Source organism: Bacillus paralicheniformis (genome assembly GCF_001042485.2).
Taxonomy (GTDB): domain Bacteria; phylum Bacillota; class Bacilli; order Bacillales; family Bacillaceae; genus Bacillus; species Bacillus paralicheniformis.
Genome location: NZ_LBMN02000008.1, coordinates 100966 through 113559 on the forward strand (window position 1 = coordinate 100966; position 12594 = coordinate 113559).

The following is a 12594-nucleotide window of genomic DNA, read 5'->3' on the forward strand; positions in this document are numbered from 1 at the left end:
TCACTTTCTTGTTCATGCATCCTTTTATTATAACAGATGATACAGATGCAGCTCTAATGTTCATGATTCCTTTATTTCAATTTCAGAAAAAATGACGTGTGTCACGGTTTGGGCATATGGTGATGTTTCATTGATAAACGCTTCGATCTGCGTCAGGCTCTCTGCATTGATTTTCAGCATATAGCAGGCGGCTCCCGCGATCCGGTAGCAGAATTCAATATTCGGGAGGCGTTCGATATACGCTTTAAACCTTTCGTATTCCCCGTTTTTCACCGTTGCTTCAATGATGCAGGATACGGGAAGGCCGACCTTTTGGTAATCGATGTCAAGCGTATATTTTTTAATGACGCCGAACGATTCGAGCCGCCTGACCCTTTCGGTCACAGACGGCGCGGAAAGGCTGATCTTCCTGCCCAGCTCCCGCATCGATAAACGGCTGTCTTTCTTTAATTCGGCTATGATTTTAAAATCGAGGTCATCAATTTTCATATGTAACTTTATTCCCTTCATTCTATTTCATCATTTTAATATTATCATGAAAATTCTTTCGTTCGAAATTCATTTTTCACTTCTGCTTATATATGATTATGAAGAGGTGATCATCATATGACAAGAATCAATTTTTCAGACAGAGGAGAGACGCCGTTTCAGCGGCTGCTCGGACACTCCGAAAGCCTGATGTCAAACTGGACGGCTTTAGCTGAGGAGCTGTCAGGAGACGGCTTTTTATCAAAGGAACTGAAGGAGCAGGTGCGCCGCGTGCTGGCTCAGGGAAACGGATGCGAATATTGCAAGGCAAAGGGGAAACCCGAGATCCCGAATCAGCAGAAAACGAGCTTTGCAATGGGGTTTGCAGAGGTCTTTTTGGCGCAGAGGGAGCGCGTGTCAGACAGGCAGTTTGATGTTTTAAAAGAAGTGTTTTCAGAAGAAGAAATAACGGAATTGACCGCATTTATTTGTTTTACGACTGCTCAGCAATATTTCGGCGCTTTAATGAAGCTTCCGGCAGACGCATAAATCCAACGGAGAAAAAACCTGTCATATTTGTCCCCTTTTGGTTTATAGTATAAAGGTAGACTATCACTCCACAGGAGGTATACTATGCTGCAAACGCCGATTGGCCGCCTTCGGTTGATGGGTTTTATTGAAGGCATTTCGCTTTTAATCCTGCTGTTTATCGCCATGCCGCTTAAATATTGGGCGGATTATCCGATGGCCGTTACGATTGTCGGATCGCTTCACGGCGGATTGTTTATTTTGTATTTGTTTGTTCTGTTGTATGCGACTTTTGTGCTGAGGTGGTCTGTGAAATGGCCGGCTGCCGGTCTTGTGGCCGCATTTGTTCCGTTCGGCAATTTCCTTTATGACCGGGGACTAAAAAAATATGATCAGTAAAAACCGCCGGGAAACCCGGCGGTTTTTTTGATCACTCATTTAAAAAGCGTTTCAGCTCTTCCTTGTTTTGTTCAAGGTCTAAATCGAGGACCGCCCCGTATGTTGGATCGTCTTTGTTCGTGAATGATCCGTCAACCGGGAGCCTGAAGCTTTTGGTTTCTTTTACGCTTCCGAGCAAAAAGTCTTTGCCGAGGGAGAAGATGACGCCGTTCGGAATGTTTGTTTCAATATACGGATCGACGAGCCCCCACAGCTTCGGAAGCTGGGCGATATTTCCGATGCTCATCGCTTCTTTTTGAAGCTCTGAAAAGATTTCCTGCTGTCTTCTGACCCGTCCAAAATCGCTTTCTCTGTCATGCCTGAACCGGACATAGCCCAGCAGCCTATCACCGTGAAGAATTTGTTTTCCCGGCTGCAGTGTCATGCCGATTCCGTACGACATTTTTTTCGGAACGTCGACTTCGATGCCGTCAGGCGCCACCGCATCAACGATTTTGGCAAAACCTTTAAAATCGATGATGGCATAATAGTTAATGTCCAAATCAAAGGATTCTTTTAATGTTTTTCTGACGAGTTCCGGGCCTCCGTATGCATAAGCCGCATTGACTTTTTGCTTGTCATATCCCGGTATGTCGACATAGCTGTCCCTCATAATCGAAATCAATTTAGGCTGTTTCTGCTTTTTATTATAATGGATCACCATCATCGAGTCAGACCTTGAATGGTCTTCCCCTCTTGAATCGATCCCTAGAACGAGGATGTTCACTTCATCAAGATCAGAGCCTTCCCCGTTAAATTCAAACTGACCGTCTTCTTTAAAATCCCCGTCAGATTCGGATAAGCCTTTTTTGTATTCAAAGTAGGTATAACCCGCTGCTGCTATGATAACCAGCAACATTAAGGTAAACAGGCGCTTTATGATTTTTCGCCTTTTTCTTTTCGGTTTTCTTACTCTTACTCTAACCCTCTCCACTTTTATCACCGCCACACATAAGACTATCACAGGATCAAACAGCGGGCAATTAATAAAAGAAAGATCAAGCCGTCTAATCGTGTCGAAAAAGATAATCTTTTGTTTTCATTTCTTTCATTTTGAAAGAAAAATGATCGAATTTTGATCTTTTCGTCAAAAATCGACTACATCCACTTCGTCATCCATGCGATATAGTAAGAAGCCGGGATAAACAGAACTTGGGCAAAAATCGTCCCGGCCACCCTCGATGTTGCCATCGTGATCGAAGCCCATTTCAAATAGGTGTAGCTCCGCCTCCCTTTTGCTACGTCATCTGCAAGTACCGAAACCTTCGGATCGACAAACAGCGCCAGCAGCATCGTCGCCACCCCGTTGACAAGGCCGGAAGCCATCACCGCGGTCGTATGCCTTTCGGGCACGAGGACGCCCGCATAAAGAGCGGCAAGAACGCCGATTGTATAAATCGCCGTGATGGCCATGTTCAAGACAAACAGCCGCTTCGGTATGTAGCAGAACCGAAAGTCTTTCACATATTCCAGACTCGGTCTTCTCGCATAATGCTTGGCATGCTTGAAGATATTTTTTGAGAACGCCTTGCGAAACACTTGCAAAACGGAGCCGTTTTCCCCTGCCAAATGAACAATCGCTCTCGAAAATACGGCGACAAACGTCGGCAGAAGCAGCATTCCGAAAATTGTACCGACGGTTGAACCAAAGATTAAAAACCGAAATTGGCTGCCGACGAGGGAAAGTGCGTCCGCACCCGCAACATCGACAAGCTTCCCCGTCACAGGCTGCTGAACCATGTTTGACATTCTTGAGACGATGACCATCACATTAAATAATGACAGCGCCGATGCGATAAATCCGACTCTCGCGCCTGACAGACGAGCGGCGTATGCGAGCGTTTCGATGGAATGGATCAGCAACAGAAAACAAAAAATCAATAGTACCTTAGATGTTAAAAAGTCCATTTCTCTTCCTCCAGTCTATAGGTAAGACTGTTTTCAAAACGCAAACGTTTCGGCAAATCAAAAACCGCCCCGGCAAAAGCCGAAGCGGTCTCAATTATCATATTTATTCGAGCAAATAATTTATCCGCTGCCAAAGGCGGTCATTTGAATTTCGTAAAAGATCAGCATCTATCGTTCCGAGTTGAAAGTAAACACCATGGAATTTCTGATACAAGACAACGAAAGCCCTACCTCTCATTCGTCCTTGCGGCTCCGAAGCCGCGCCAGTGTGAATTGTGAAACAAAAAGTCTTTTTTCCCTCTATCCTGTTAGGGGCGGGTCAGAGGAAGAAATCAGTATCTTCTAAGAAAGAAAAAAGAAGTCTACTTTCCATTTATTTGCTCTTTTGCGTGTTCCTGTTTTTTATTATACTACAGTTCGTCCTTGATGACAAACTGTTAAGCACAGCGCGCTACAGATCCAGCGTGACCGGGGTGCTTTCACCTTCATTCATCAGTCTGATTTCCGAAGGCTCAATCTCAAGCACGGTCAAGTTCGGATCGTCTTTTCCGTCAAACCAGCGCTCAAGCTTTTCATCCCAGATTTTGTCCTTTAAATCTTTTGAATGGTTGAGCTTTGCCGTACCTGTGATTTCAAGGTATGCATCGCCTAATCCTTCGCCGTTATAACCCAACAGCACGTGGACGTTCGGATTGTTATCAATTTCTTCTGCCTTGTGCGTCTCATCGCTTGTCGGTGTATAAAGCGTCAGCCCGTCGTGGAAAAAGGTCATGTAGCGGGAATGAGGTTTGCCGCTTTCGACCGTTGCAAGCGAACCGATTTTATGATGATCGAGAATGTCGAGCACTTTGTTCTTCAATTGCTGCTGATCCATTTTAAGTTCCCTCCTTTGTATCGTCTCCACTGTTACTTTTCCACAATGTCTTGTATATTAAACAATTGAACGGAGGTTTTTGACGTGAATATTTTCATATCGTTTGATTCTGAGGCTGATATGGGCTACATTGCTTTGACGGAAAACCGTGCCGGGTCTGCCGCAGCAACCGATGATATCGGCAATACGGCTTTGGCTGCAGACTTTGACCGCCATCAGCGGATGATCGGTGTCGAATTTCCGGGGAAGGCGGCTCCGGAAATAGCGCGGCTTGGAACGCTGACCGGCAGAAAACACAAACTTGAACCGGCTTTCCTAAACGGCGCCCGCGTTCATCGGTTTCGACCGACGTCACAGGAAGCGGTCAAAACACTTTGTGTGAACGGTGTTCAATTTTATTTTGCCGATCATGACGGACAACGCTTCATCGGCTTTGATGTGTTTGATCGGACGGAAAAAAGCGAATGAGATTGGCTCCCATTCGCTAAATTCTCGGGTCTGTAAACACATCGTGATCATCGGTGCTTGTTGAAGAAAACTCCGTAACCACAGCACCTTCACTCCCCGCTTTGAACCAATGTTTCGTATCCGGCGGAATCGTGTACTGTTCGCCGGGTGTGAGCTGAATTTCGTGCCAAACGGTGAAATGCTCGATATCCTCGTGCGGCGGCAGAACGGCCGGGACTTCCGTTTTTTCTCCTTCTACATACAAATACACTTTTCCGTATCTGCACCTGAATGTCTCTTCTTTCCCTTCCTGCCCGTCTACGGGAGGATGCCGGTGTTCGGGGCATGTTTGTTCAGGGAATAATACAAGCTCTTTGGCACAGTAGCGGTCTGTGTTGACATAGACGAACAGCTGAAGTCCCAGCTTATTCAGCTTATTTAAACCGTAGTCCATGATTTGGATGTTTTCTTTATCATCGTCGCTCAGCGCGATGCCCGCTTTCTCGTAGTATTCGATTACGTCTTCCTTTGTCACCTTCACACGAGCTTCCCCCTTTTATGTCGTGATAAAGTCTCCGCCGTTGACGTGGAGGGTCTGCCCTGTCATATACGAAGAATCGTCAGATGCTAAAAGCACATAGCAGCCCACATGATCCACCGGCTGACCTGGACGGCCCATCGGTGTATTTGTACCGAACTTCGCCACTTCCTCACCTGAAAATGTGGACGGGATCAGCGGCGTCCAAATCGGTCCCGGTGCAACGGCATTGACACGGATGCCGTCTTTGACGAGCGCCTGTGACATCGACCGTGTAAATGCATTGATCGCACCTTTTGTTGCCGTGTAGTCAATCAGCTGCGGATTGCCCCGGTAAGGGTTGATCGATGTTGTATTGATGATCGCGCTGCCCGGCTCCAAATAATCGATCGCTTTTTTTGTAAAGTAGAAATAAGAGAAGAAATTTGTTTTAAATGTTTTCTCAAGCTGTTCACTGGAAATCTCTTTAATGCTGTCTTTTGGATGCTGTTCGGCCGCATTATTGACAAGAATATCAAGACGGCCCAGCTCCTTTACAGTCTGTTCAACCGCGTCATTGCAAAATGCTTCGTCTCTGACGTCTCCGGGAAGCAGCATGCATTTGACGCCTTCTTTTTCAACCCGCGCTTTCGTCTCCTGAGCGTCCTCATGTTCATTTAAGTAGACGATCGAGATGTCCGCGCCTTCTTTAGCATAGGCAACGGCAACTGCCCTGCCGATTCCGCTGTCGCCCCCTGTAATCAGTGCGACCTTTCCTTTCAATTTATCCGTCCCTTTGTAATTTTCATCTTCATAGATCGGACGCGGGTTCATGACGCTTTCGATGCCGGGCTGACGGTCTTGCGTCTGTGCCGGCTGTCCGTTTGTCTGCTGATTGCGCAAATCCATTTGTGATTCCTCCCTTTAGCTGATATTACTAGACTTTTAACCGGAGAAATTTTTGTTTAAACATGACCGTGTGCGCGAAAAATGAAGAAAGCCCCGGGTGACCGGGGCTTTTACCACTCTTTATCCTGTATAAACCGGTGAAACAACACGTTCAGCCTTCCGTACAGCTGCTCGCGGTCTCCGGTCTGGTACGCTTTTATACTTTCGTCACTTTCAATCATCGAAGAGCTGATCAAGCTCAAAATCTCGGAACCTTCCGGAGACAGATCGGCCGGCGCCAGCATGATAAGCATCCGCGTCATCTTCATGACGCTTCCGTCCATCCCTTTGATCTCGAACGGTTTGGATAGATCATAAGCTTTAAAGAGGGGAATCGCGGCCGCTTCGCTTTTTAAATGGAACAGTGCGAAGGTGGTTCCGGGAATGCCGAGGCCCCCCTGTGCTTCTCTTGTCATCAGCCCGCCGGCCATCTGCCCTGCATCCGTAACCAGACCTTGATCTTCAAGGGTGCTGCAAAGGCGTTTGACCGTATGTTCCAGGCTTGATTCAGCTTCCAGCGTTTCAACTGTAAAATGGCTCAGTAAATGTTGAATGCCGGCTGCGTAATGGCCGATTTTCCGCGCAATCTGAAGCATATCAGGAAACGGCTCCGGTTTTTTGGGAGCCATCCGCTTTTTCCGAAGGATGAGCGGGATTTTCCGGGTGAGCTGGTGTTTGATCTGTTTCACATCTTCTGTGTCAAGGAGCGGACTGACGGTGACGCAGTCAATGTTTTCATATGGGATCGGCACGGTTGAAACGATGATGTCATAGGCACCGGTATTTTTCGATTTCAGCTCCATCAGCGAGGATATCTCAAAGGAAGCGATTTCAGGAAGCTCTTTTTTCAGCCGCGAGGCCAGCATCTTTGATGAACCGATTCCGCTCGAACAAATCACGAGCGCGCTGATGTCTACTTTTTGTTTGCTCATCTCAAGCGCCGATCCAAAGTGAAGGACGATAAAAGCAATTTCTTCATCTGGAAACCGGATTTCCGGAAAAAATGTTTCGACGCCTTCCTCTATGGCCATATATAAGAGAAAATAATCTTTTTTGACCTGTTCTGTTAACGGATTATGCACTGACATCTTTTCTTTGATCCGGATGATCGCCGGTTCAAGGTGGGCGATTAATCCTTCATAAAGCGAATGGTTGCCTGTTAAATTCGTGCCCGTTTTTTGCGAGATGAAATCGATCAGCTTTTTCGTCCTGAGGGCGGTATCCAGCTCGATATCTTCCGCTCTGTAGTCGATTTTGAAGCTTTTGTTGGCACTTCTTAAATGCATCGTTATATAACCCGCCTCAGCTTCGGGGATCTTCACGTGAAACGCATTTTCAAGCTCCTTTGCAAGCGCAAGCGCCAGTTCAAACTCTTTCGTACGCTTCAGGTCCGTCAATTCTTCTTCATTCATATTAATCATTTCACCGAGCTGTATCCGCTCGATCGCAAACGTCAAGTGGACGACGAGAGCGATGTATGCACTGTCGGAAAGGGAAAGCCCATACTTTTCTTTCATCTGAAACAGCACTTTTTCCGCTTTCAGCAATTTCCCCCTGCTGACGACACCGAATATTTTCTCCGGCGCTTCGTTCTTGCCTTTAATATTCATTTCGATTGTTTCCAGAAACTGCTGAACATCGAGCTTGTCGGCCATCAAGTTTCCGACGATTTTTCGCTTGGCATCCTCCGGCCCCCTCAGCTCTATGCCGTAGCCTCTTTTTCTGATCAGCGACAGGCCGAACGGAGCGATCCACTTCTCCAGCTCGTCAAGATCGTTGCTGATCGTTGCCGTCGTCACCTGCAAGTCATTGGCGATTGTATAAAGCTTGATCGGTTCTCCCGCTTCAAGCATCGCGCATAAAATCAAAAGCTTTCGTTCATCGGCACTGTATTCGACATGGCTGTCCCGGGACAGATCTTCAAGAAGCCGCTGTTTGTCTCTGTAGACACCGACCAGTTTCAAGCCTTTTCCCGGCTGCTTATCAAGTTGAAGACTGTACTTGTCCAGAACGGATTTAACCGCTTTGAGCTCGCGGTGGACCGTTCTTGTGCTGACTTCAATATAGTCGGCAATTTCATTGACTTTGACATAGCGGTTTTGATGCAAAAGGTATTTCATCAATTTTTGTTCCCTTGCTGTCATATACATAAAACGCCGCCTCCGGTGTTGTCGTTTTTGCGGGAGTGAAAGGGGGTCCGGCGGTTGAAACGGTATCCCTATCATAAAACGCTGTTAAGAAATCTTCAATTCGAACTAATTAATTTTTTATTAAAATCTTCAAGAAGTGAAGAAACATCAGCCCACAGCTGATGTTTCCAGGTTAGGTTGCATCTGCGCCGCCCTGTTCATACATTCTGTTTCGGCAGCCCCCGCCCGGCTGCCGAACTTTTCCCGATTCTATCTGAAACTATGCTTTCAAATGGCTGATCACCAGTTTGAATAAAGAATGATCCTCTTTTAGTCCGCATACATCTCGAAGCACGCCTTCATAGCCTTTTTCAGCGATCATGCTTTGAAGCTCAACGGCTTCCGGATCATCGGCACAATCAAACTGCAGCGCCAAGGCAATACCTTCTGCAAGGCGGACAGGTTCAAAGCCGAGGTCGCAAAGCTTTCTGGCCGGGCCGACAAGACGGTCATCCCTGCCAAGCTTGCGAAGCGGCGACCTGGCCACACGGGTGACATCGTCTGATAGGCATTCATTTTCAAAGCGCCCGATAATTTTTGTCATATATGCCCGGTGCTCTTCCTGTGTAAAATCGTATGTCTGAACAAGGTACCGGCCTGTTTCTTCAAGCGCGCCTGCTACCGTTTGACGGACCTCCGGGTGGTGAATGGCGGCTTTTATCGTCTTCAAACCTTTCTTATAGCCGGCATACGCCGCCATGGCATGTCCGGTATTGACCGTAAACAGCTTTCTTTCGATGAATGGCGCGAGATCCGGTACATATGTCACACCTTCAATATCCGGCACTTTTCCCGCGAATTCCGTTTGATCGACGGCCCATTCGAAAAAAGGCTCCACCGTTACTTTCAACAGATCATCATGATGCTGGATCGGCACAATTCTGTCGACTGCCGAGTTCGGAAAACCGACTGAATCGCTGATTGCGGCGCGCTCTGTTTCAGTTAAGCGGGCAAAAATCTCCTCGCGAAGATGAGCGCTGCCTCCGATCATATTCTCGCAAGCTATGATGTTTAAAGGCTGTGTATTTAGTTTTATCCGGCGCTTCAAACCTTCTGCAATCGGCTCTGCGATCAGCTTAAGAACCGCAGGACCCACCGCAGTGGTGACAAGGTCGGCTTTCGCTATGAAATCATACAATTCGTCAAGCTGGGTCGCACTGTTGATCGCCCGAACCGGGCCAATCGTTTCCTGCTTCCTTCCGGCATCGGCCAATTCGACGAAATAGCGGCCCTTGTCGTTCAGTTCCTTGATCACGGCATCGTTTACATCGGCGAACACGACATCATACCCCGATTTGCAGAGCAAGGCTCCGATAAATCCCCGGCCGATGTTCCCCGCACCGAAATGTAGTGCAATCATATTTGGTCACCTTCTTCAAAAACCGCCATTAACTCGTCTTCATTTTTCGCATTGATGATCCGTTCGACGTTGTCCGCTTCTGAGCAGACGATCGCAATCTTTGACAAAATGTCCAAATGCTCATCATTTTTCCCGGCAATGCCAAAGATCACTTTAGCGATATTGCCATCGCCGTATTCGACACCTTCCGGAAGCTGGATCACGGATATTCCGGAGTGAAGAACATCCCGCTTGCTGTCTTCCGTACCATGCGGAATAGCGATTGCGTTCCCCATGTAAGTGGAAGTGAGGCCTTCCCTCTCCAACATTTTCTCGATATAATCCGCGGTCACATAGCCGGCGTCAACCAGCGCCTTTCCGGCCAGCCTGATCGCTTCTTCCTGCGTTGCGGCAGATTGATTGAGATGAATGTTTTCTTTTGCAAGTACTGGTTTCATTGGGAAATCACTCTCTTTCATACATGTTGTGTGAGCCTGATTGACAGGCTCACGGATTCTCAAACTTTACTTTTTAAGCTGATTGATCAGTTCATCGTATTTTGGACTGTTAAGGAAATTTTCCACTGATATGTGTCTAGCGTTTGGAAGCTTCGCTTTTGCGCGTTCCGTTAAGTCTTTATGCGTAATGACGATGTCGGCATCTCCAGGCAGATTATTGATCGATGTATTGGATACGTCGATATCGAGTTCTGCTTTTTTGACTTTGTTTTTCAAAATCGATGCCCCCATCGCACTGGAGCCCATTCCGGCATCACACGCGAAAATGATCTTGCCGACATTTTCGTAAGTTGCCTCTGATTCTTCCGCTTCATCAGCCGAAGTCAATGCAGAAACGGCTTGGCTCTTCTTACCTTTCATTTGCTGCATTTTTTCCGCTGCGGCTGTTAAATCTTCTTCGCCGGCTTTAGACGTTTTCAAAATCAAAGAAGCTACAATGAATGAAACGGCTGCCGCGACGAGAACACCAAGGATCACACCGATGTGGTTGCCTTTCGGCGTCATCGCCAGCACCGCAATAATGCTTCCCGGTGAAGGAACAGCCGCCAGCCCCGCATTAAAGATGGAGAATGTCAGCACACCGCTCGCTCCGCCCGCTATTGCAGCCAGGATTAACAGCGGTTTCATCAGAATGTAAGGGAAATAAATTTCGTGAATCCCGCCAAGGAAGTGAATCACTGCAGCGCCCGGGGCGGTCTGCTTTGATGTGCCTTTTCCAAAAATCATGTAAGCTAAAAGAATCCCGAGACCCGGACCTGGGTTCGCCTCCAAAAGGAATAAAATCGATTTTCCTGTCTGGGCGGCCTGTTCAATACCAATCGGGCTCAAAATACCGTGGTTAATCGCATTGTTAAGGAAAAGAACTTTCGCAGGCTCTACAAAAATACTTGCCAATGGAAGCAGATTCGCATTGACGATCACTTCCACGCCGGCCGCCAATGTTTTGTTCAAGCCGAGCACCACCGGACCGATCGCAAGAAAGCCGAGCACTGCCAAAACGAAACCGAGAATTCCGGCTGTAAAGTTGTTGATCAGCATTTCAAATCCGGAACGGACCTTATCTTTGAAAAGCCTGTCCGTCAATTTCATCAGGAAGCCGCCCAGCGGCCCCATGATCATCGCGCCGAGGAACATCGGAATGTCCGCACCGACAATAACACCCATCGCTGCAGTCGCACCGACGACGCCTCCGCGGTGGTCGTACACCATCTTACCGCCCGTGTATCCGATCAAGAGCGGCAGCAGAAATTTGATCATCGGATCAACCAATGAAGCAAGCGCCTCATTCGGCATCCATCCCGTCGGAATAAACAGGGCGGTAATGATCCCCCATGCGATAAATGCACCGATATTCGGCATGATCATTCCGCTCAAATAGCTTCCGAAACGTTGAATCTTTACTTTGAAATCTGGATTTTGTCTTTCTTCCATTTCATAACCCTCCTTTGTTGTCCTTTAAAGCCTGTGATAAAAAAATGATGTCGAATAATGTCGGCTCCTTGTCTTTATATTAAAACGCTTACAGATGACTGCTCAATTGAAAGAAAACGGCACTTTGGCAGGAGCCGTGTGACAAAATTTAATAGTTTCATTTTTTAGTCTGGTTTCGGCTGCCGCGGCCGACTCGAGGAAAATAAAGGCTCGCTGAAGAATTGCATAAAAAAAGACCATTCCTGATTGGAATGGTCTTTCTTCATCATATTCAGCTTTTCAGCGGCCCGTAGCCCGACGCTCGCAAATTTTCCGCCATCGCTTCATACCCTCTGCTGTTTGGATGTACGCGGTCAATTGACAAATATTCTTGTTCGTGTCCTTTAAAGACAGCATAAGTATCGATCACCTTGATTTGCGGAGCGGACTCGAGCTGTTTTAAATGCCTGTTAAAGCCGGAAATCCATTTGTCCGCTAATTCGATCGACGGAAAAGGGTTGTATAAATTGAGAAGACGGACGAGGTAACGCGTATCTTTGTCTCCCTTTATGTCTCCGATTTTCTCAAGCATGCCTGAGTAGTTTTTCTGACAGTGTGAGGAAGCTTCCAAAAAGACGTGTTCATCCTTTTCTTTTTCATATATCTCCAGCGATTGCAGAAGGTCATTGCCGCAGCCCGTTATCGTGATGACGTCCGCTTTTTTGACCTGTTCCATGATGAACGGCTCGTTCAGCATCGCCAGAATGTCCGACGTTTCAAGACCCGATTTCGCAAATACAAGCAAAGAAACGCATTCGTTCAAATCCTCTTCCATTTTCCTTTTATAGCGCTGGACAAACCCCGGCTCAAACAAACCTGCACCGACCCCGACGGTTAGAGAATCGCCGAGAGCCGTATATTGAAGCGTCATATCCTTTCCCCCTCCGGTATGCCGTTTTTTCGCGGCAGCTATCATATATGTACTCGGGAGAGGCTCGAAAGGATACTTT

At 47.2% G+C, this 12594-nt stretch carries 14 protein-coding genes; 3 read left to right on the plus strand and 11 right to left on the minus strand.

Translation table 11 applies throughout. From position 1 onward, the window contains the following. Nucleotides 1-60 precede the first annotated feature (60 nt). Entirely contained in the window at nucleotides 61-489 is a 429-nt protein-coding gene (gene lrpC / locus ACH97_RS07250) for a transcriptional regulator LrpC (protein ID WP_043926750.1), read from the minus strand. A 117-nt stretch (nucleotides 490-606) separates the two neighbouring features. Here lrpC and ACH97_RS07255 point away from each other — a divergent pair, with 117 nt between their 5' ends. Further along, nucleotides 607-1017: a carboxymuconolactone decarboxylase family protein gene (locus tag ACH97_RS07255; RefSeq protein ID WP_020450223.1), complete on the plus strand. Its 411-nt coding sequence runs from the start codon at nucleotides 607-609 to the stop codon at nucleotides 1015-1017. 84 nt (nucleotides 1018-1101) lie between these two features. After that, on the plus strand, nucleotides 1102-1395 hold the full coding sequence (locus ACH97_RS07260) for a DUF3817 domain-containing protein (protein WP_031305229.1): 294 nt from the start codon (nucleotides 1102-1104) through the stop codon (nucleotides 1393-1395). 31 nt (nucleotides 1396-1426) lie between these two features. On the opposite strand, the gene ACH97_RS07265 is transcribed toward ACH97_RS07260, so the two are convergent. From ACH97_RS07265 to ACH97_RS07275, 3 genes are all read right to left on the minus strand, one after another. Next, nucleotides 1427-2368 (minus strand): LCP family protein, encoded by a 942-nt coding sequence (locus tag ACH97_RS07265; protein WP_023857897.1) that lies wholly within the window; start codon nucleotides 2366-2368, stop codon nucleotides 1427-1429. A 164-nt stretch (nucleotides 2369-2532) separates the two neighbouring features. Then, nucleotides 2533-3342: a lipid II flippase Amj family protein gene (locus tag ACH97_RS07270; protein ID WP_023857898.1), complete on the minus strand. Its 810-nt coding sequence runs from the start codon at nucleotides 3340-3342 to the stop codon at nucleotides 2533-2535. Nucleotides 3343-3793: 451 nt separating this feature from the next. Next, nucleotides 3794-4216, minus strand: coding sequence for a pyridoxamine 5'-phosphate oxidase family protein (locus ACH97_RS07275; RefSeq protein WP_023857899.1), 423 nt, complete (start codon nucleotides 4214-4216; stop codon nucleotides 3794-3796). Between the two features lie 84 nt (nucleotides 4217-4300). On the opposite strand from ACH97_RS07275, the gene ACH97_RS07280 reads away from it, so the two are divergent. Next, nucleotides 4301-4684, plus strand: a complete 384-nt coding sequence (locus tag ACH97_RS07280; RefSeq protein ID WP_023857900.1) for a DUF2283 domain-containing protein — start codon at nucleotides 4301-4303, stop codon at nucleotides 4682-4684. 16 nt (nucleotides 4685-4700) lie between these two features. Here ACH97_RS07280 and ACH97_RS07285 read toward each other — a convergent pair whose 3' ends face one another. From ACH97_RS07285 to ACH97_RS07315, 7 genes are all read right to left on the minus strand, one after another. Beyond that, a complete protein-coding gene (locus ACH97_RS07285; RefSeq protein WP_020450216.1) occupies nucleotides 4701-5204 on the minus strand; it encodes a D-lyxose/D-mannose family sugar isomerase in 504 nt (167 codons plus the stop codon). A gap of 15 nt (nucleotides 5205-5219) precedes the next feature. Continuing rightward, complete coding sequence (locus tag ACH97_RS07290) at nucleotides 5220-6089, minus strand: SDR family oxidoreductase (protein ID WP_023857901.1); 870 nt, start codon at nucleotides 6087-6089, stop codon at nucleotides 5220-5222. A 110-nt stretch (nucleotides 6090-6199) separates the two neighbouring features. Continuing rightward, nucleotides 6200-8278, minus strand: coding sequence for a BglG family transcription antiterminator (locus ACH97_RS07295; RefSeq protein WP_023857902.1), 2079 nt, complete (start codon nucleotides 8276-8278; stop codon nucleotides 6200-6202). A 259-nt stretch (nucleotides 8279-8537) separates the two neighbouring features. Further along, nucleotides 8538-9677 carry a mannitol-1-phosphate 5-dehydrogenase gene (locus ACH97_RS07300; protein WP_023857904.1) on the minus strand — a complete coding sequence of 380 codons (1140 nt, stop codon included), beginning with the start codon at nucleotides 9675-9677 and terminating at the stop codon, nucleotides 8538-8540. Further along, a complete protein-coding gene (locus ACH97_RS07305) occupies nucleotides 9674-10114 on the minus strand; it encodes a PTS mannitol transporter subunit IIA (RefSeq protein WP_023857905.1) in 441 nt (146 codons plus the stop codon). The genes ACH97_RS07300 and ACH97_RS07305 overlap by 4 nt, the downstream gene beginning before the upstream one ends. Before the next feature lie 66 nt (nucleotides 10115-10180). Further along, entirely contained in the window at nucleotides 10181-11605 is a 1425-nt protein-coding gene (locus tag ACH97_RS07310) for a PTS mannitol transporter subunit IIBC (protein ID WP_023857906.1), read from the minus strand. 271 nt (nucleotides 11606-11876) lie between these two features. Continuing rightward, nucleotides 11877-12515, minus strand: coding sequence for a GDSL-type esterase/lipase family protein (locus tag ACH97_RS07315; protein ID WP_035337176.1), 639 nt, complete (start codon nucleotides 12513-12515; stop codon nucleotides 11877-11879). Nucleotides 12516-12594: the final 79 nt, after the last annotated feature.